Source organism: Sphingomonas sp. CBMAI 2297 (assembly GCF_029870595.1).
Taxonomy (GTDB): domain Bacteria; phylum Pseudomonadota; class Alphaproteobacteria; order Sphingomonadales; family Sphingomonadaceae; genus Sphingomonas.
The window spans coordinates 1-16637 of record NZ_JAPDIR010000010.1 but is presented as its reverse complement, the minus strand read 5'-3'; the positions used below and the strand labels follow the sequence as shown (position 1 = coordinate 16637).

The following is a 16637-nucleotide window of genomic DNA, read 5'->3' as shown; positions in this document are numbered from 1 at the left end:
CCCGCGCTCCCGATCAAATTTCCAAGGACAGTCCATGCATATCGACGGCACCGTCTCCATCACCGTCAACGGCGAGCACAGGCGGGTGACCGCCGGCCTGACCATCGCCCAGCTGGCCGAGGAGCTGGGGCTGGTGCCCGCCAAGCTGGCGGTGGAGCGCAACCTGGAAGTGGTGCCGCGCTCGACGCTCGACCAGGTGATCGTCGAGGATGGCGACGAGCTGGAGATCGTGCATTTCGTCGGCGGCGGCGACCATCCGGTCGCGGGGGGCGAGGTCGACCATGGCCGGCCCGTCGACGAGGACACATGGACGGTCGCCGGCAAGACCTTCCGCTCGCGGCTGATCGTCGGCACCGGCAAATACAAGGATTTCGAGCAGAATGCCGCCGCCGTCGCCGCGAGCGGCGCCGAGATCGTCACGGTGGCGGTGCGCCGCGTGAACGTCAGCGATCCCAATGCGCCGATGCTCACCGACTATATCGATCCCAGGAAGATCACCTATCTTCCCAACACCGCCGGCTGCTTCGACGCCGAATCGGCGATCCGCACGCTGCGGCTGGCGCGCGAGGCGGGCGGCTGGGAGCTGGTGAAGCTCGAGGTGCTGGGCGAGGCGCGGACCCTTTATCCCGACATGGTCGAGACGCTGCGGGCCACGGAGATACTCGCGAACGAAGGCTTCAAGCCGATGGTCTATTGCGTCGACGATCCCATTGCCGCCAAGCGGCTGGAGGATGCCGGCGCGGTGGCGATCATGCCGCTTGGCGCGCCGATCGGCTCCGGCCTTGGCATCCAGAACCAGGTGACGATCCGGCTGATCGTCGAAGGCGCCAAGGTGCCGGTGCTGGTCGATGCCGGCGTCGGTTCGGCGAGCGACGCGGCGGTGGGCATGGAGCTGGGCTGCGACGGCATCCTGATGAACACCGCGATCGCCGAGGCCAAGGACCCGATCCTGATGGCGGCGGCGATGAAGGCGGCGGTGGAAGCCGGGCGGCTCTCCTATCGCGCCGGGCGGATGGCCAAGCGCCGCTATGCCGATCCGTCGAGCCCACTGGCGGGGCTGATCTGATGCGGAGCCTGCTCGCTCTGATGGCATTGGCGCTAGCCGGCTGCGGCCAGCCGAAGGTCGTGTTCGAAAACACGACCACGGTGCCCGAACACCTCAATGATACGGCCGGCTCCGATGCGGCGCACTGATCGGGCCGCGATCCTCCTGGCGCTCGGCGCGCTTTCCGCCTGCCACCCCAGGCCCGCCGCCGTACCCAAGGAATCGCGCGCCATCTCCGCCGAGCCGGTGACGCTCACCGCGGCGGATGGCGTGAAGGTGTTCGGCGTCCATACCAGCGTCGAGAAGCCCAAGGCGCTGATCCTGCTCTTTCACCAGGCAGGCTCGGGCAAGGACGAATATGCGACCATCGCCCCGAGGCTGGCGACCTGGGGCTATAGCTCGCTGCGCATCGACCAGCGCGCCGGCGGCGACCTGTTCGGCGGCAATGCGACGGTGAAGGCGCTGGGCCGCTCGACGAGCTATTATCAGGCCAAGCCGGACCTGGTGGCGGCGCTGGCCTGGGCGAAGGACCGGAAGCTGCCGGTGATCCTGTGGGGCAGCAGCTATTCGGCGTCGCTCGTCTTCCTGCTCGCCGCCGACTATCCCGATCAGGTGAAGGCCGTGATGGCGTTCTCGCCCGGCGAGTATTTCGACAACAAGACGATGGTGCGCACGGCTGCCGCGAACGTGAAGGCGCCGGTGTTCGCCACCTCGGCGCAGGACGGGCGGGAGATCGACGCGGTGCGCGACATCCTGGCCGCGGTGCCCGGGCAGAAGGAGCAGTTCGTGCCCAAGCAGGGCGGGGCGCATGGTTCCTCCACGCTGCTGCGCGCGAAGAATCCCGAGGGCGCCGAGCCCGCCTGGACCGCGGTGATCGCCTTCCTGCAGAAGGTGGCGCCGTAAGGGGCTTATGTCATGCGGACTTCGGGCCCAGGCCGGGACTCGATCGGCAAGCCCCGACATTCCCGTTTCTCCGCCATCATCCCCGTTTCTCCACCGACATCCCTGCGCAGGCGGGGATGACGGGTGCGGTTTCAACGGAAGCCGGTTGCGCGGGATTTGTGGGAGGCGGGAGACCTAATGCGGCCGCCGCACCAGCCATACCGATCGGCCCCCGGTCGCCGCGTCCTCGGGCGCATGGGCGACTTCGAACAGGCCGGTCCTCGCGAACACGGCGCGATATTCCGCCGGGCCGGCGCTGGCATGATAGAGCGGCTCGCCGAACTGGCAGCCCATCGCGGTGCCGCGTTCCGGCCCGCTGTTGAACAGCAGCGCGCCGCCGGGCGACAGCCAGGGCGCCAGCCGCTCGAGCAGGGCGAGCTGGTCGTCGGCGGGAAGATGGAAAAGGCTGTCCCAGGCGATGATCCCGCCGAACATGCCGTCCAGCGCCACGCCGCGCATGTCCGCCGCGATCCAGCGCTCGCGCGGGAAGCGGGTGCGGCAGAGCGCGATCATCTTCGCCGAGACGTCGACGCCGGTGATCGGATGATGCGCATCGTGCAGATAGCGCGCGATCGGCTCGCCCGCGCCGCAGCCGAGATCGAGGACCGGCGCGCCCTTCGGCACGCCCAGCAGGAAGCGGTCCAGCCATGGCCGCTCGGTGAAGCGCTTGCGCCGCGCATGGTCGAAGGCATGCGCATGACGTTCATAATGCTCGGCAATCCGCTCTGGCATGACGGAACCCATATCCGGCGCGGACCGTTGTTTCAGTCTACGGATCACCGGCGCGGCCAAGCGCCGATCCGCGGCCAGGAGGTTGAAATCATGGGTGAACTTACCGACAAGATCAAGGGCAACGTCAACGAGCTGGTCGGCAAGGCCAAGCAGGCGATGGCGGGCGATGCCGACGATCCCAACCGCACCCGCGCGGACGACAAGCTCGCCGCCGAGGGCAAGGTCCAGGAGCTGAAGGGCAAGGGCCAGCAGCTCATGGGCAAGGTGAAGGGCGCGCTCGGCGACGACATCTGATCCCTTGGGGGATGCTCAGGGGAGGCCGTTCCGGGCGACCGGGACGGCCTCTTCGCGTGCGCGGGATTCGGGGATAGGATGCGGCATGGTTTCGAAGACCAGCCTCACCGAGAGTGTCCGCCGGCACCGCGTCGAGGAAGTGCGCGCGGGGCTGGCGGCCAGGCCCGACCTGCTCGGCCATCGCGATGCGCGCGGGCGGAACTGGCTGCACCTGGCCTGCGCGACGCCGGGCACCGGCATCGCCATGGCCGAGCTGCTGCTCGCGCTCGGCCTGGGGCTCGACGATGCCGCGTTCACCGAAGGCGAATGGCGCGCGACGCCCCTGTGGTTCGCGGTCGCGCATGGCGGGAACCATCCGCTCGCCGCGCATCTGCTGGAGGCAGGCTGCGACTCGAATCATTGCCTGTTCGCCGCCGCCTGGAACGAGGATCGCGCGACGATCCGGCTGCTGCTCGCATATGGCGCGGATATCGAGGAAGGCGCCGGACGCGGCGAGACGCCGTTGCTGGGCGCCGTGGGCTGGAGCAGGTTCGGGCCGGCGGAGGAGCTGCTGATCGGCGGCGCCGATCCCGATGCGCGGGACGGGAAGGGCCGGACGGCGCTGCACTTGATGCTGAAGAAGGGCAGCGCGGCGGAGCATTTCGCCATGTTCGTCCGCGCCGGCGCGCGCGGGGACATTCCCGACGACAAGGGGCAAACCGCGGCGGCGATATTGGGGCGCAAGCGCGATCCGGCCTGGTGGGAGATCGCGGAGGGGCTCGCGACCGGCTGATCTTCCTTGGCGCTTATCCCCTTGAGACCGGGAGTGGCCCAATCGCCGTCCTCCCCGCCTCCCTCTGTCGTCATCCCCGCGAAGGCGGCGATGACGGAAACAGTGTCAAAAGGCCTGTTCGACTTCTCGTCCTGGATCCCGATCCCGGGCCCGCTGCTCAGTCCGGGACGTAGAACGACCAGAGATCGCTTTGCAGCTTGTGCGCGGCGAAGCGCACCGGGCGGGTCCTCGGGCCGATTTCGCAGATCATGTGCGAGAGTATGTCCATCGGCACCAGCGGATCCGGCAGGCGCACGGTCTCGGCATTGATCCAGCGCCATTCCTCCTGCCAGACCCGGCGGTTCTGGATGGTCAGATTGTCGCCCTTCTGCCCGACGTGCAGGTGCCGCCAGCCCATATACTCGCCTCTTCGCTTGTCCTGCCCGCATTATAGCGGCGGCAGGGCGGCCAAGGCCGTGGGCCGGCGGGATTATTTGCTCCTGAGGCCCGAGACGGTGAGCCCCGGGGTGATGAACTCGATATCGGTCTTGAGGTGGAGCAGGCGCAGGCCGGGCCGGGCGAGGGCGCGGTCCAGCGCGGGGGCGAACTGCGCGGTCGCCTCCACTGTCTCGGCCCAGCCGCCATAGGCACGGGCGAGCGCGGCGAAATCCGGATTGCGCAGCGTCGTGCCCGAGAGGCGCGCGGGATATTCGCGCTCCTGGTGCATGCGGATCGTGCCATAGGCCGCATTGTCGACCAGGAGGACGATCAGGTCGGCGCCGTGCTGGACGGCGGTGGCGAGCTCCTGGCCGTTCATCAGGAAGTCGCCATCGCCCGCGAGCGCGACCACCGCGCGATCCGGGAAGCGCAGCGCCGCCGCCACGGCGGCAGGCACGCCATAGCCCATTGCGCCGGCGGTGGGAGCGAGCTGCGAGGGCTGGGGGCCATAGGGCCAGTAGCGGTGCCACCAGCTCGAGAAATTGCCGGCGCCGTTGCAGAGGATCGTGTCCGCCGGCATCGCCGCGCGCATCGCCGCGACGCATTGGCCGAGGTCGAGGGCAACGCCCTCGCGCGGCTTCGGCGTCGACCATTCGACCCAGTCGGCATGGGCCGCCTCGGCGTCGAAGCGGGGCAGCTCGGCTTCCTCCTCGGCCGCCAGCGTCGCCGCGAACTCGAAGGGGCGGGCGCAGATCGGCAGGTCGGCCAGATAGACGCGGTTGAGCTCGCCTGGATCGGGATGGACATGGACCAGCGTCTGGCCCGGATGGTCGGGCGTGATCAGCGCATAGCCGTCGGTCGTCGCCTCGCCGAGGCGGGCGCCGACGACGAGCAGCAGATCGGCTTCCCTGATCCGCTGGACCAGCTTCGGATTCGGGCCATAGCCGAGATTGCCGGCCCAGGCGGGCGAGCTGTTCAGGATCGCGTCCTGCCGGCGGAAGGCGCCGGCCACGGGCAGGCCGATCCGCTCGGCGAACCTGGCGAATTCCTCGCCGGTCTCGCCGTCCCAGCCGGCGCCGCCGACGATCGCGACCGGCCGCTTCGCCTTGCGCAGCTCGTCATAGAGCAGGTCGATCTCGACGAAATCGGGCGACTGGAGCGGCGGCGCGAGGGCGGGCCGGTCCAGCGCCTCGACTTCGTCGCACAGCATGTCTTCGGGCAGCGCGATCACCACGGGCCCCGGCCGGCCCGACGTCGCGACGGCCCAGGCGCGCGCGACATATTCCGGGATGCGGCGCGCATCCTCGATCCGCGTCGCCCATTTGGCGAGCGGAGCGAACATCGCGGGCAGGTCGACTTCCTGGAAGCCCTCGCGGTCGCGCATGCCGCGGTCGACATCGCCGACGAACAGGATCATCGGCTGCGAATCCTGCATGGCGACGTGCACGCCGATCGAGGCGTTGGTCGCGCCCGGCCCGCGCGTCACGAAGGCGATGCCGGGCCGGCCGGTCATCGCGCCGTCGGCACAGGCCATGAAGCCGACGCCGCCTTCCTGGCGACAGGTGACCACGTCGATCGCGGGCACGTCGTGCAGCGCGTCCAGCACGGCGAGGAAGCTCTCGCCCGGCACGTGGAAGATGCGGTCGCAGCCTTGCGCGACCAGATTGTCGACGAGGATCCGGCCCCCGGTTCGTTTCGCGGTCATGGCCCATGTCTAGACCGGGCGGGGCGGGGAGCGTAACCCCTGGCGCCATGCTGATCATTGGCAATCATGTGTCGCCCTATGCCCGCAAGGTATTCGTCGCCCTCGATCACAAGGGCGTCGATTATGAGATGGACCCGATCGTGCCCTTCTACGGCACCGAGGAATTCACTCGGGTGAGCCCCTTGCGCCGCATCCCGGTGCTGATCGACGGCGCGCTGGTGCTCAACGATTCGACCGTGATCGCGGAATATGTCGACGAGCGCTGGCCCGCGCCGCCGCTGATGCCCCGGGGCGCCGCCGATCGTGCGAAGGCGCGCTGGATGGAGGAATATGCCGACAGCCGGCTCGGCGACCTGATCATCTGGCGGCTCTTCTACCAGAAGACGATCGTCCCCTATGTCTGGAAGCGCGAGCCCGACCACGCCCTGATCGCGCAGGTGACGACGCGCGACCTGCCCGAGGCGCTCGACTGGATCGAGGCGCGGGCGCCGGCGGACGGCTTTCTGTTCGACCATGTCTGCACCGCGGACTTCACTTATGCGTGCTTCTTCCGCAACGCCTCGCTCGCCGGGTTCGAGATCGACGCGGCGCGCTGGCCGCGCACGGCGGGCTGGCTGGAGCGGGTGCGGGCGGTGCCGGCCTTTGCCGGGACGATGAAGTTCGAAGCCGCGATCGTCGGGGTGCGCTCGCCGGATCGGCCGGACGCGCTGCGCGCGGCGGGGGCCAGGGTGGCCGAACAGAGCTATGGCGGGCGCGCGCCGCACCGCTCGATCATGCTGGACGACGGGCCCTAGGCGCTCATTGCCGGAGCCACAGGACGACCAGCGCGATCGCGGCGGCCAGTTGCGCGGCCGCGATCAGCAGGAGCCGGGTGGAGAAGGGCTGCTTCCGGGTCTTGTGGCGGAACAGCCGCCGCGCCGCGAACGCGCCCGGCGTGCCGCCCAGCAGCGCGAGCCGGAGCAGTTGCGCCTCCGGGACGCGGCGCATGCCGGCGGCGGCACGGCGCTTGTCCTGCCGGAAGCGCAGCATCGTCCACAGGTTCACCGCGACGATCCAGGCGAGAAGAAGTGCGAGCATGCGGCGCTATCGCAGCGGAACCGCAAACGGAAAAGGGCCGCGCAGTCGCCCGCGCGGCCCCTTCCTGCTCGGATCGGAAGATCAGAAGCGGACGCCGAGGCCGGCGAGCACCTGGTGACGCTCCACGTCCTGGCTGTAGTTCGAGTAGCGATACTCGACCTTGCCGTAGAGACGCTGGCCGAAGGCGTGCTCGACGCCGGCGCCCAGGCGGAAGCCGTCCAGATTGTCGGAGACGCGGACATTGCCGGTCTCGCCGGTGATGCGGCCGTTGGTGTAGCCGCCCTTGGCGTAGATCAGGGTGGTCGGGGTGACGGCGACGCCGGCGCGGACGCCCGCATACAGGTCACGGCCGGCCTTCACGGTGACGCCGGCATCGGTGGCCTTGGTGGTCGAGCCGGTCACTTCGGCGTCCACGCCGAACACGGCCTTGCCGCGCTGCAGGTCATAGCCGATGGCGCCGCCATAGACGAAACCCGACTTGCCGTCGCCATCGCCGTTCACGCGGTCCCAGCCGCCGATCACTTCGGCGCGCGGACCCTGGAAGGTGCCATCCTGCGCGAGGGCGGGGGTTGCGGTGGCCGCCACGAGGGCGAGCGCGGTCGTTGCGAGAATTCGCATTTCTTTTCCTACCTTTGGACTTTGATACTCAGGTTCGGATGGCCATCCGGGCCTCTACGTAGGCCTCCGATTCCGCAGTGCAATATGGCAATTTAATTACAATCCTGCCGTGTTGCCTTTGCGCCACACCGCCGGATTCGATCATCTCCTGTTCAGGTTGGATGGCGGGCGGCCCCGGCCTTTGCTGCGGCGCAGCGAAGTTGAAAGTCCATTCAGGTTCGCTTGACCCGGGCTTCCGCGCCGGACTATCGCCCCGGGCGAAGTCAGGAGAGAATCGCGGATGAAGAAGCTCTACCCCAACGCCACGGCAGCGCTGGAAGGGCTGCTGTTCGACGGCATGACGATCTGCGCGGGCGGTTTCGGCCTGTGCGGCATTCCCGAGCGGCTGATCGACGCGATCCGCGACGCGGGGACCAGGGACCTCACCATCGCCTCGAACAATGCCGGCATCGACGGCGAGGGGCTGGGCAAGCTGCTGCGGACCCGCCAGGTGAAGAAGATGATCTCCTCCTATGTCGGCGAGAACAAGGAGTTCGAGCGGCAATATCTGAGCGGCGAGCTCGAGGTGGAATTCTGCCCCCAGGGCACGCTGGCCGAGCGCTGCCGCGCGGGCGGGGCGGGGATCCCGGGTTTCTACACCAAGACCGGCGTCGGCACGCTGGTGGCCGAGGGCAAGGAAGTGAAGCTGTTCGACGGCGAGGAATATATCCTCGAGCGGGGCATCCGCAGCGACCTGTCGATCATCAAGGGCTGGAAGGCCGATGAGAGCGGCAACCTGATCTTCCGCAAGACCGCGCGCAACTTCAACCAGCCGATGGCGACCGCGGGGCGCATCTGCGTGGCCGAGGTGGAGGAAGTGGTGCCGGTCGGCAGCCTCGATCCCGATCAGATCCACCTGCCGGGCATCTATGTGAAGCGCATGATCATCGGTGCGCCCTATGACAAGAAGATCGAGTTCCGGACCACCCGGCCCCGCCCAGAGACGCTGGGGGCGGCGTGAACCGGGTCTGCGCGATCGCGGGCCTGGCGCTCGCCGCGGGCAGCCTTTCGGGCTGCATCGCCGCGGCGGCGGTGCCGCTGGGCGCCGCGGCGGGCGTGATCAAGACCTCGCAGGATCACAAGCGCAAGAAGGACAAGGCCGAGCGGCCGGCGCCGCAGCCGGGCCAGGTGTTCGAGACCGAGGACGGCAAGAAGGTCCAGCTCACCAACCTGACCAGGCTGCCGCCGCCGAGCGGCGTTCCGGCCGCGCCGGCGCCGGCGCCGGTGGCCGCGCCGGGCGGCGTGCCGCCCGAGATGCAGTTCCTCTATGGCTCGGGCGAGGCTTCGGCGCTCAGCCTGCAGGCCTATGCGGCGCTGTGGAACTATATCCATGGCGAGCTGCGCTTCCGCCGCGACAAGAGCCAGGTCACCTCGGTCGTGATGACGCGCGATTCGACGCTGACCTCGCCCCGGTTCGAGACCTGCGGCAAGCGTCCGCTGGCCGTGGTGTTCGACGTGGACGAGACGGTGCTGCTCAACCTGGGCTTCGAGAGCGACGCCGCCCGGCGCGGGCCCGGCTATGACCAGGGCCGCTGGACGCGCTGGGAAGAGACCGGGGCCGACAAGGTGGAGGCGGTGCCCGGCGCCGCCGAGACGATCGCGGCGATCCGCGGCGACGGCATCACCGTGATCTACAACACCAATCGCTCGGCGAGCACCGCCGCCTTCACGATCCAGGCGCTGGACCATGCCGGGCTGGGGCCGGTGACGCTTGGCGACACGCTGATCCTGCGCGACGACGCCGCGCCCGGCGGCAAGGACGAGCGGCGCTGGAAGATCGCCGAGCGCTATTGCATCGTCGCGATGGGCGGCGACCAGCTGGGCGATTTCAGCGACCTGTTCAACGCCAGGGAGCTGTCGGTTACCGCCCGCCGCAACACCACCGCCAACACGCTGATCGCGCCGCTCTGGGGGCATGGCTGGTTCATCCTGCCCAACCCCGTCTATGGCAGCGGCCTGAAGGGCGGGATGGACGACGTGTTCCCCAAGGACAAGCAATGGGCCGATCCGGCCGAGGAGAAGAAATAATGGCCTGGACCCGCGATGAGATGGCGGCGCGCGCCGCGAAGGAGCTGCGCGACGGCTTCTACGTCAATCTCGGCATCGGTATCCCCACGCTGGTGGCGAACCATATTCCGGAAGGCGTGGAGGTCACGCTCCAGTCGGAGAACGGCATGCTCGGCATCGGGCCGTTCCCCTATGACGACGAAGTCGATCCCGACCTGATCAATGCCGGCAAGCAGACGATCAGCGAGCTGCCCCAGTCGGTCTATTTCGGATCGGAGCAGAGCTTCGCGATGATCCGTGGCGGCCATATCGACCTGACCGTGCTGGGGGCGATGGAGATCAGCGAGGGCGGCGACATCGCCAACTGGATGATCCCGGGCAAGATGATCAAGGGCATGGGCGGCGCGATGGACCTGGTCGCCGGCGTGAAGAAGATCATCGTGGTGATGGAGCACAACTCCAAGAACGGCGATCCCAAGTTCGTGCCGAGCTGCGAGCTGCCGCTCACCGGCAGGAACGTGGTCGACATGATCATCACCGATCTTGCGGTGTTCCAGCGTGCGGACCATGATTCGCCCTTCCGCCTGGTCGAGCTGGCGCCCGGCGTCACCGAAGCGGAAGTCGCGGAGAAGACGACGGCGAAATATGAGGTGGCGCTCGTCGCCGCCTGAGTGGCGGCAAGGCGACATGACCGCGAATTAATCTTCGCGTGACTGGCGGGGGCGGAAACAAAAGCGTAGCATTCTTCGATGCTAGCATGGTTCCGCCGCCGCTATCTCGACCTGCTGGGCTCGATCTACATCTATAACGAGCATCGCGGGTACACGAGCATCGACCGGGTGCTCGAGGCGGTGAAGGCGCGCGCGCCCGACGACCATGCGCTGATCGCCGCGATCGAGAAGCACCGGGCCGACGAGCGCAAGCACTATGTGATGTTCAAGCGCTGGTTCGAGCTGCAGGGCAAGATGCCGCTCCAGGTCGACCGGACGTGCGGGCATATCGACCGGTTCGTCGAGATCATGTTCCGCCGCACGATCGACGAGCTCGATACCCAGGCGGTGATCGACGACGATGCGCAGTTCGAGAAGCTGTGCCGGGTGATCTCCCTCACCGAGCAGCGTGGCTACAAGCAGGTCGACGTGCTGCTCCGGCACCCGCTGGTGCGGCACGACAAGGTGCTGATGAAGATCTTTCGGGTCATCGAGAAGGACGAGCCGAGCCACTGGGCACCCTATGACGGCTGGCTCAGGGCGAACGGCAAGCGCGATCCCCGCTGGTGGGAGCGGGCGATCGACGGGTTCATCCATTCCGAGCTGCTGTTCCTCAAGCTGCCGGTGCTGTTCCTCAATCCCGGCGTGAAGCGCCGCACCGAATGGGCCGATGCGGGCGAACCCGCCGAGGCCCGGGCCTCCACCGTCCCCAGCCTGGCCTGAATCTCCCCGCTTTCGACGTGCATGCGTGCGGCATGGTCGCCCGCATGTCCGGATTCGTCGCATCGCTGCGGCGCCGCATGACCATCCGGTGCATGGGGGCTCGCCGCAGCACAAGGTCGCACTGCTGCAACCTGCCGGAGAGGGTGTGCCGGGATATCGGCGCACGGGCGTAACGGGGTTTGTGCATGCGTAGGATGGTCTGCGGCCTGACCGGGCTGATCGTGTTTCTCGTGGCCTTGGATCTGCCGGCCGATCTGGAGACGGCGCGCGACCGCGAGGCGGGGGCCTCGCATTTCTCGACGCACTGGACCGCGCCGTCCTGCCGCTACCTCGTGTCGGACTGGCGGCGCGGCTGAGGCTCGTCTATCGGGCGCGCATGCACATTCTCCTGACAGGCTCGTCCGGCTGGCTCGGCCGGTTCCTCGCACCGATGCTGCGCGCGGAGGGGCATGTCGTGACCGGGCTCGACATCGCGCCCGGCGCGGACACCGACGTGATCGGATCGGTGGCGGATCGCGCCTTGATCGACCGGGTCTTCGCCGAACGCGGGATCGAGGCGGTGATCCATGGCGGAGCGCTGCACAAGCCCGATATCGCGCGCTATCCGGCCCAGGCGTTCGTCGATGTCAACGTCACCGGCACGCTGAACCTGCTCGAGGCGGCGGCCCGTGCCGGGCATGACCGGTTCGTCTTCACGTCCACCACTTCGCTGATGATCAGCCAGGCGATCCGCGAAGAGGCGGGGGACATGGCGATCTGGCTCGACGAGGATGCGGGGCCGATCGAGCCGCGCAACATCTATGGCGTCACCAAGCTCGCCGCCGAGCAGCTTTGCCGCCTGGCCTGGCTGAACGACGGGCTCAATTGCGTCGTGCTGCGCACCAGCCGCTTCTTCCCGGAGGAGGACGACACCGATCGGGGCCTCTCCGGCGAGAACATGAAGGCGAACGAGCTGCTGTATCGCCGGCTGACCGCGGAGGATGCCGCGCGGGCCCATCTGCGCGCGCTCGAACAGGCGCCGGAGATCGGCTTCGACGTCTTCATCGTCTCCGCGCCGACGCCCTTCGCGCGGGCGGACTGCACCGCGCTCAAGGCCGATGCCGGCGCCGTGATCGCGCGCTATTTCCCCGATGCGCCGGAGCTGTACCGGGCGCGGGGCTGGGCGCTCCCGGAGCGCATCGGCCGCGTCTACGACGCCGCCCGCGCCGAGCGCCGCCTCGGCTTCCGGTGCGAGACCGGGTTCGCGGAAGTCCTGGAGGCGCTGCGGGCGGGACGACCGCTGCCCTTCGCGCACGATCCGGCCTATGTCTCGCCGAAGGAAATGGCGGGCGCCGGCTGACCCGGAAGGCGGGGGCAGGCTTCGTCGCGACTCTGTAACGAAACTAGGCTCTGGATCGCCCCGGGGAATCCGGGGGGAATCCGATGCGGCGTGCGGTGAAGCTGTTCGAGGCGCTGGTGGCGATCGCCATCGTGCTGGCGGCCGGGCTGTTCGTCGGCTCCGAGTGGATCATCGGGCGCAACCATGCCGTGCCGGACGACAGAGTCGCCATTCCCCGCGATCCCGCCGCGATCGCCGAGGGGGGCAGGCTCGCCAGGCTGGCGGGCTGTCGCGGCTGCCATGGGCCGAACGGCGAGGGGCGCGTCTGGACCAGCGACCGGCTGACCGGCACGATCGCCCCGCCGGCGCTTGCCCGCAAGCTCGCGGGCTATTCGGACGCCGAGCTCGTCCGGCTGATCCGCTACGGCGTGAAGCGCGACGGCAGCACGCTCTTCCGCATGCCCAGCCGGGCGCTTGGCAGCTGGGCCGATGACGATCTCGGCCGGATCATCGCCTGGCTGCGCACGCTGAAGCCGGGGGCGGGGGATTCGCGCGTCGAGACCAGCTACGGCCCGCTGCCGCGCCTGGGCATGCTGACCGGCAGCTTCGAGGAGAGCGTTCGCCATGTCCGGCTCGCCCCCGCGCATCGGCCGCCCGAGACTGGCCGCTATGTCTACGACACCGCCTGTGCCGCGTGCCACCGGCTGGGCGACGACCATGTGCCGGGCGACGGGCCGGTCGCCCCCGCGCTCGCGCCCCGGGCCGCCGGCCAGGGTCCCGCCGCCTTCCACAGGCTGCTGCGCACCGGGATGGAGAGGCATGGGCGCGATCGCGGCCCGATATCGGCCGTCGCGCGGGACGCCGTGCATGCGCTCGGCGACATGGAGATCGCGGCGCTGCATGCCTATCTCAGGGGCGAGGCGGCGCGGTTGGGCCGCTGACCGGAGAATAGTTCAACTATGCGACGGAAAATTGCACGAACGCTTGCCTGTGCGCAAGAATCGACTAAAGCGCCCGCATGACCGCTCAACCGCGTACCCTTTACGAGAAGATCTGGGCCGACCATGTGGTCGAGCGCCGGGACGACGGAACCTGCCTGATCTATATCGACCGCCACCTCGTCCATGAGGTGACCAGCCCCCAGGCCTTTGCCGGCCTGCGCGCGGCGGGGCGGCCGGTGCGCCGCCCGGACCTTACCCTTGCGGTTCCCGACCATAACCTGCCGACCACGCCACGCGTGGACGCGGCGGGGCGGATGCAGCCGATCGCCGATCCGGCGAGCGCCGGCCAGCTCGCCGCGCTTCGGGCGAACGTGGCGGAGTTCGGCGTGCCCTATATCGACGCGCTCGATGCGCGGCAGGGCATCGTGCACGTGATCGGGCCGGAACAGGGCTTCACCCTGCCCGGCGCGACGCTGGTGTGCGGCGACAGCCATACGTCCGCGCACGGCGCGCTCGGCGCCCTGGCCTTCGGCATCGGCACCAGCGAGGTGGAGCATGTCCTCGCCACGCAGACGCTGTTGCTGAAACAGTCGAGGACGCTCGAGATCCGCGTCGATGGGGCGCTCGGCTTCGGCGTGAGCCCCAAGGATGTCGTGCTGGCGATCATCGGCCGGATCGGCGCGGCCGGCGGCACCGGCTATGTCATCGAGTTCACGGGCGACGTGATCCGGGACATGTCGATCGAGGGGCGGCTGACCGTCTCGAACATGTCGATCGAAGGCGGCGCCCGCTCGGGCCTGATCGCGCCCGACGAGACGACCTATGCCTATCTCAAGGGGCGCCCGATGGCTCCGGCCGGCGCGGCTTGGGAGCGCGCGGTCGCCTATTGGAAGACGCTGCCGACCGATGCCGGCGCCGTGTACGACAAGAGCGTGGTCCTGCAGGCCAGCGACATCGCGCCCTCGCTTACCTGGGGCACCAGCCCGGAGGACGTGGTGCCGATCACCGGCGCCGTGCCCGATCCGGAGAGCTTCGCGGACCCCGCCAAGCGCGCCGCCGCGCGGAAGTCGCTCGATTATATGGGGCTGACCCCGGGCATGCGGATGGAGGATGTTCCGATCGAGCATGTCTTCATCGGTTCGTGCACCAACAGCCGGATCGAGGATCTGCGCGCCGCCGCGGCGGTGGTGAAGGGCCATCACGTCGCCGACCGCATCCGCCAGGCGCTGATCGTGCCGGGCTCCGGCCTGGTCAAGCGCCAGGCCGAGGCGGAGGGGCTGGACCGCATCTTCCGCGAGGCCGGGTTCGAATGGCGCGAGCCGGGCTGCTCGATGTGTCTCGCGATGAACCCCGACAAGGTTCCCAGCGGCGAACGTTGTGCTTCCACCTCGAACCGTAATTTCGTAGGGAGGCAGGGTCCGGGGGCGCGGACGCACCTGCTTTCACCCGCAATGGCGGCGGCAGCGGCGATCCGGGGGCGCCTCACCGATGTCAGGGAGCTGATGTCGGAGGATGCGTAAGGGGATGTTTTATGAAGCGGGCGCTAGTCGCGTTGATTGCGGGTACGGTGCTGAGCGGCCTGGCCGCGGCCTATGCGGCCACGGGCAAGGTGGGCGAGGCCAGGGCGGAGATCACGGCCACCCGCTGATCGGGGAGGTTGTGTAGAGTGGAAGCCGTTCGCAAGGTCGAGGGGCGCGCCTATCCGTGGGGCGCGAGCAACATCGACACCGACATCATCATTCCCGCGCACTGGCTGAAGACCACCACGCGCGAGGGGCTGGGCAAGGGCGCCTTCGAGAGCGTGCGCGCGCAGCCGGGCAATGTCTTCGACGATCCGCGCTATGCCGGTGCGCCCGTGCTCGTCGCCGGCGACAATTTCGGCTGCGGATCGAGCCGCGAGCATGCCGCCTGGGCGCTCGCCGATCTGGGCGTCAAGGCCGTGATCGCGCCGAGCTTCTCGGACATCTTCTCGGGCAATGCCTTCAAGAACGGCATCGTGCCGGTGGTGCTGCCCCAGGACGCGGTCGATCGGCTGGTCGAGGTCGCGAGGACCGACGAGATCACCATCGATTTGGAGACGATGACCGTCACCACGCCGTTCCAGGATCGCTTCGCCTTCGATCTCGACCCGTTCCGCCGCCAATGCCTGATGGAAGGGCTGGACGAGATCGGCATGACGCTGGCACAAGATACCGCGATTTCGAAATTCGAAGCCGGGATGGCAAAGGATCGCCCCTGGCTCGCGGTGGAGACGGCGAATGAAGGCATTGCTCTCGAAGCAACCGGGCGGACCTGATACTCTAATCCTGGAGGATCTGCCCGATCCGGCAGCGGGGAAGGGGCAGGTCGTGGTCGCGGTGAAGGCCTGTGCGATCAACTATCCCGATTTCCTGATCATCGAGGACAAATACCAGTTCAAGCCGCCGCGCCCCTTCGCGCCGGGCGGCGAGATCGCCGGCGTGATCGAAAGCGTGGGCGAGGGCGTGACCGATTGGGCGGTGGGCGACCGGGTGATCGCGGTGACCGGCCATGGCGGGCTGGTGGAAAAGATCGCGATCGAGGCCTTCCGCCTGTTCCGCCTGCCCGAGGGCCGCAGCTTCGAAGAGGGCGCGGCGCTGCTGCTCACCTATGCGACGACGATCCACGCGCTGCTCGATCGCGGGCATCTGCGCGAGGGGCATAATCTGCTGGTGCTGGGCGCGGCGGGCGGCGTGGGCCTGGCGGCGGTCGAGCTCGGCAAGGCGTTCGGCGCGCGGGTGGTGGCGGCGGTCTCCTCGGAGGAGAAGGCGGCGGCGGCCAGGGCGGCGGGCGCGGACGAGGCGCTGGTCTATGGCCGCGCGCCGTTCGACAAGGACCAGTCCAAGGCGCTGGCCGAACAGTTCAAGGCGGCGCTGGGCCCGCAGGGCGCCGATGTGATCTACGATCCGGTGGGCGGCGACTATGCCGAGCCGGCGCTGCGCGCGATCGGCTGGGAAGGGCGCTATCTGGTGGTCGGTTTCCCGGCGGGCATCCCCAGGCTGCCGCTCAACCTCACCCTGCTCAAGAGCTGCGACGTGTGCGGCGTGTTCTGGGGCGCCTTCGCGGCGCGCGATCCCAGGGCCAATGCGGCGCATGTCGGCCAGCTGTTCCGGCTGTGGGGCGAGGGCAGGATCGCGCCCAGGGTTACCGAGACCTTCGCGCTGGCCGATGGCGGCAAGGCGATCGCCAAGATGGCCGCGCGCCAGGTGATCGGGAAGGTCGTGGTGACGATCTAGGCACTCCCCTCCCTGGAAGGGAGGGGAGTGCCTAGATCGTCAC

At 68.7% G+C, this 16637-nt stretch carries 21 protein-coding genes; 16 read left to right on the top strand and 5 right to left on the bottom strand.

Features of this window, described 5'->3' with window-relative positions; all coding sequences use genetic code 11:
• Positions 1–34: 34 nt before the first annotated feature.
• The 3 genes from thiS to OMP43_RS14550 are packed head-to-tail and all read left to right on the top strand — an operon-like array spanning position 35 to position 1948.
• A complete protein-coding gene (gene thiS, locus OMP43_RS14560; RefSeq protein WP_280280259.1) occupies positions 35–1066 on the top strand; it encodes a sulfur carrier protein ThiS in 1032 nt (343 codons plus the stop codon).
• Positions 1066–1194: a hypothetical protein gene (locus tag OMP43_RS14555; RefSeq protein WP_280280258.1), complete on the top strand. Its 129-nt coding sequence runs from the start codon at positions 1066–1068 to the stop codon at positions 1192–1194. Before thiS ends, OMP43_RS14555 begins: the two co-directional genes overlap by 1 nt.
• Positions 1181–1948 (top strand): alpha/beta hydrolase, encoded by a 768-nt coding sequence (locus OMP43_RS14550; protein WP_280280257.1) that lies wholly within the window; start codon positions 1181–1183, stop codon positions 1946–1948. Before OMP43_RS14555 ends, OMP43_RS14550 begins: the two co-directional genes overlap by 14 nt.
• 174 nt (positions 1949–2122) lie before the next feature.
• On the opposite strand, the gene OMP43_RS14545 is transcribed toward OMP43_RS14550, so the two are convergent.
• The gene (locus OMP43_RS14545; RefSeq protein WP_280280256.1) at positions 2123–2719 is read right to left on the bottom strand and encodes a class I SAM-dependent methyltransferase; all 597 of its coding nucleotides are present in this window, start codon (positions 2717–2719) and stop codon (positions 2123–2125) included.
• 90 nt (positions 2720–2809) lie between these two features.
• Between OMP43_RS14545 and OMP43_RS14540 the strand changes: the two genes are divergently transcribed.
• Together OMP43_RS14540 and OMP43_RS14535 are read left to right on the top strand one after the other, a co-directional pair.
• Complete coding sequence (locus tag OMP43_RS14540) at positions 2810–3013, top strand: CsbD family protein (RefSeq protein ID WP_280280255.1); 204 nt, start codon at positions 2810–2812, stop codon at positions 3011–3013.
• Between the two features lie 85 nt (positions 3014–3098).
• A complete protein-coding gene (locus OMP43_RS14535) occupies positions 3099–3785 on the top strand; it encodes an ankyrin repeat domain-containing protein (protein ID WP_280280254.1) in 687 nt (228 codons plus the stop codon).
• A 157-nt stretch (positions 3786–3942) separates the two neighbouring features.
• On the opposite strand, the gene OMP43_RS14530 is transcribed toward OMP43_RS14535, so the two are convergent.
• Both OMP43_RS14530 and OMP43_RS14525 read right to left on the bottom strand, forming a co-directional pair.
• On the bottom strand, positions 3943–4182 hold the full coding sequence (locus tag OMP43_RS14530) for a hypothetical protein (RefSeq protein ID WP_280280253.1): 240 nt from the start codon (positions 4180–4182) through the stop codon (positions 3943–3945).
• Positions 4183–4254: 72 nt separating this feature from the next.
• Positions 4255–5907, bottom strand: coding sequence for a thiamine pyrophosphate-binding protein (locus tag OMP43_RS14525; protein ID WP_280280252.1), 1653 nt, complete (start codon positions 5905–5907; stop codon positions 4255–4257).
• A 47-nt stretch (positions 5908–5954) separates the two neighbouring features.
• On the opposite strand from OMP43_RS14525, the gene OMP43_RS14520 reads away from it, so the two are divergent.
• Positions 5955–6701 (top strand): glutathione S-transferase family protein, encoded by a 747-nt coding sequence (locus OMP43_RS14520; protein ID WP_280280251.1) that lies wholly within the window; start codon positions 5955–5957, stop codon positions 6699–6701.
• Between the two features lie 4 nt (positions 6702–6705).
• On the opposite strand, the gene OMP43_RS14515 is transcribed toward OMP43_RS14520, so the two are convergent.
• A complete protein-coding gene (locus tag OMP43_RS14515) occupies positions 6706–6984 on the bottom strand; it encodes a DUF1294 domain-containing protein (protein WP_280280250.1) in 279 nt (92 codons plus the stop codon).
• Positions 6985–7065: 81 nt separating this feature from the next.
• Complete coding sequence (locus OMP43_RS14510) at positions 7066–7602, bottom strand: porin family protein (RefSeq protein WP_280280249.1); 537 nt, start codon at positions 7600–7602, stop codon at positions 7066–7068.
• A gap of 280 nt (positions 7603–7882) precedes the next feature.
• Between OMP43_RS14510 and OMP43_RS14505 the strand changes: the two genes are divergently transcribed.
• The 10 genes from OMP43_RS14505 (at position 7883) to OMP43_RS14460 (ending at position 16594) form a co-directional block, all read left to right on the top strand.
• A complete protein-coding gene (locus tag OMP43_RS14505; RefSeq protein WP_280280248.1) occupies positions 7883–8602 on the top strand; it encodes a CoA transferase subunit A in 720 nt (239 codons plus the stop codon).
• Positions 8599–9669 carry an HAD family acid phosphatase gene (locus tag OMP43_RS14500; protein ID WP_280280247.1) on the top strand — a complete coding sequence of 357 codons (1071 nt, stop codon included), beginning with the start codon at positions 8599–8601 and terminating at the stop codon, positions 9667–9669. Before OMP43_RS14505 ends, OMP43_RS14500 begins: the two co-directional genes overlap by 4 nt.
• Positions 9669–10319 (top strand): 3-oxoacid CoA-transferase subunit B, encoded by a 651-nt coding sequence (locus OMP43_RS14495; RefSeq protein ID WP_280280246.1) that lies wholly within the window; start codon positions 9669–9671, stop codon positions 10317–10319. The genes OMP43_RS14500 and OMP43_RS14495 overlap by 1 nt, the downstream gene beginning before the upstream one ends.
• 78 nt (positions 10320–10397) lie before the next feature.
• Positions 10398–11081 (top strand): ferritin-like domain-containing protein, encoded by a 684-nt coding sequence (locus OMP43_RS14490; protein ID WP_280280245.1) that lies wholly within the window; start codon positions 10398–10400, stop codon positions 11079–11081.
• A 185-nt stretch (positions 11082–11266) separates the two neighbouring features.
• A complete protein-coding gene (locus tag OMP43_RS14485) occupies positions 11267–11437 on the top strand; it encodes a hypothetical protein (protein ID WP_280280244.1) in 171 nt (56 codons plus the stop codon).
• Positions 11438–11457: 20 nt separating this feature from the next.
• Positions 11458–12420, top strand: a complete 963-nt coding sequence (locus OMP43_RS14480; RefSeq protein WP_280280243.1) for an NAD(P)-dependent oxidoreductase — start codon at positions 11458–11460, stop codon at positions 12418–12420.
• An 83-nt stretch (positions 12421–12503) separates the two neighbouring features.
• On the top strand, positions 12504–13340 hold the full coding sequence (locus tag OMP43_RS14475; protein ID WP_280280242.1) for a c-type cytochrome: 837 nt from the start codon (positions 12504–12506) through the stop codon (positions 13338–13340).
• A gap of 77 nt (positions 13341–13417) precedes the next feature.
• On the top strand, positions 13418–14860 hold the full coding sequence (gene leuC, locus OMP43_RS14470; protein ID WP_280280241.1) for a 3-isopropylmalate dehydratase large subunit: 1443 nt from the start codon (positions 13418–13420) through the stop codon (positions 14858–14860).
• A gap of 146 nt (positions 14861–15006) precedes the next feature.
• Positions 15007–15636 carry a 3-isopropylmalate dehydratase small subunit gene (leuD, locus tag OMP43_RS14465; RefSeq protein WP_280280240.1) on the top strand — a complete coding sequence of 210 codons (630 nt, stop codon included), beginning with the start codon at positions 15007–15009 and terminating at the stop codon, positions 15634–15636.
• Complete coding sequence (locus tag OMP43_RS14460) at positions 15599–16594, top strand: NADPH:quinone oxidoreductase family protein (protein WP_280280239.1); 996 nt, start codon at positions 15599–15601, stop codon at positions 16592–16594. Before leuD ends, OMP43_RS14460 begins: the two co-directional genes overlap by 38 nt.
• Positions 16595–16637 lie beyond the last annotated feature (43 nt).

Bases quoted from the DNA above. Each gene is read 5' to 3' on its own strand.
- thiS (WP_280280259.1), top strand. From the start codon at position 35: ATGCATATCGACGGCACCGTCTCCATCACCGTCAACGGCGAGCACAGG.
- OMP43_RS14555 (WP_280280258.1), top strand. From the start codon at position 1,066: ATGCGGAGCCTGCTCGCTCTGATGGCATTGGCGCTAGCCGGCTGCGGC.
- OMP43_RS14550 (WP_280280257.1), top strand. From the start codon at position 1,181: ATGCGGCGCACTGATCGGGCCGCGATCCTCCTGGCGCTCGGCGCGCTT.
- OMP43_RS14545 (WP_280280256.1), bottom strand. From the start codon at position 2,719: ATGCCAGAGCGGATTGCCGAGCATTATGAACGTCATGCGCATGCCTTC.
- OMP43_RS14540 (WP_280280255.1), top strand. From the start codon at position 2,810: ATGGGTGAACTTACCGACAAGATCAAGGGCAACGTCAACGAGCTGGTC.
- OMP43_RS14535 (WP_280280254.1), top strand. From the start codon at position 3,099: ATGGTTTCGAAGACCAGCCTCACCGAGAGTGTCCGCCGGCACCGCGTC.
- OMP43_RS14530 (WP_280280253.1), bottom strand. From the start codon at position 4,182: ATGGGCTGGCGGCACCTGCACGTCGGGCAGAAGGGCGACAATCTGACC.
- OMP43_RS14525 (WP_280280252.1), bottom strand. From the start codon at position 5,907: ATGACCGCGAAACGAACCGGGGGCCGGATCCTCGTCGACAATCTGGTC.
- OMP43_RS14520 (WP_280280251.1), top strand. From the start codon at position 5,955: ATGCTGATCATTGGCAATCATGTGTCGCCCTATGCCCGCAAGGTATTC.
- OMP43_RS14515 (WP_280280250.1), bottom strand. From the start codon at position 6,984: ATGCTCGCACTTCTTCTCGCCTGGATCGTCGCGGTGAACCTGTGGACG.
- OMP43_RS14510 (WP_280280249.1), bottom strand. From the start codon at position 7,602: ATGCGAATTCTCGCAACGACCGCGCTCGCCCTCGTGGCGGCCACCGCA.
- OMP43_RS14505 (WP_280280248.1), top strand. From the start codon at position 7,883: ATGAAGAAGCTCTACCCCAACGCCACGGCAGCGCTGGAAGGGCTGCTG.
- OMP43_RS14495 (WP_280280246.1), top strand. From the start codon at position 9,669: ATGGCCTGGACCCGCGATGAGATGGCGGCGCGCGCCGCGAAGGAGCTG.
- OMP43_RS14490 (WP_280280245.1), top strand. From the start codon at position 10,398: ATGCTAGCATGGTTCCGCCGCCGCTATCTCGACCTGCTGGGCTCGATC.
- OMP43_RS14485 (WP_280280244.1), top strand. From the start codon at position 11,267: ATGCGTAGGATGGTCTGCGGCCTGACCGGGCTGATCGTGTTTCTCGTG.
- OMP43_RS14480 (WP_280280243.1), top strand. From the start codon at position 11,458: ATGCACATTCTCCTGACAGGCTCGTCCGGCTGGCTCGGCCGGTTCCTC.
- OMP43_RS14475 (WP_280280242.1), top strand. From the start codon at position 12,504: ATGCGGCGTGCGGTGAAGCTGTTCGAGGCGCTGGTGGCGATCGCCATC.
- leuC (WP_280280241.1), top strand. From the start codon at position 13,418: ATGACCGCTCAACCGCGTACCCTTTACGAGAAGATCTGGGCCGACCAT.
- OMP43_RS14460 (WP_280280239.1), top strand. From the start codon at position 15,599: ATGAAGGCATTGCTCTCGAAGCAACCGGGCGGACCTGATACTCTAATC.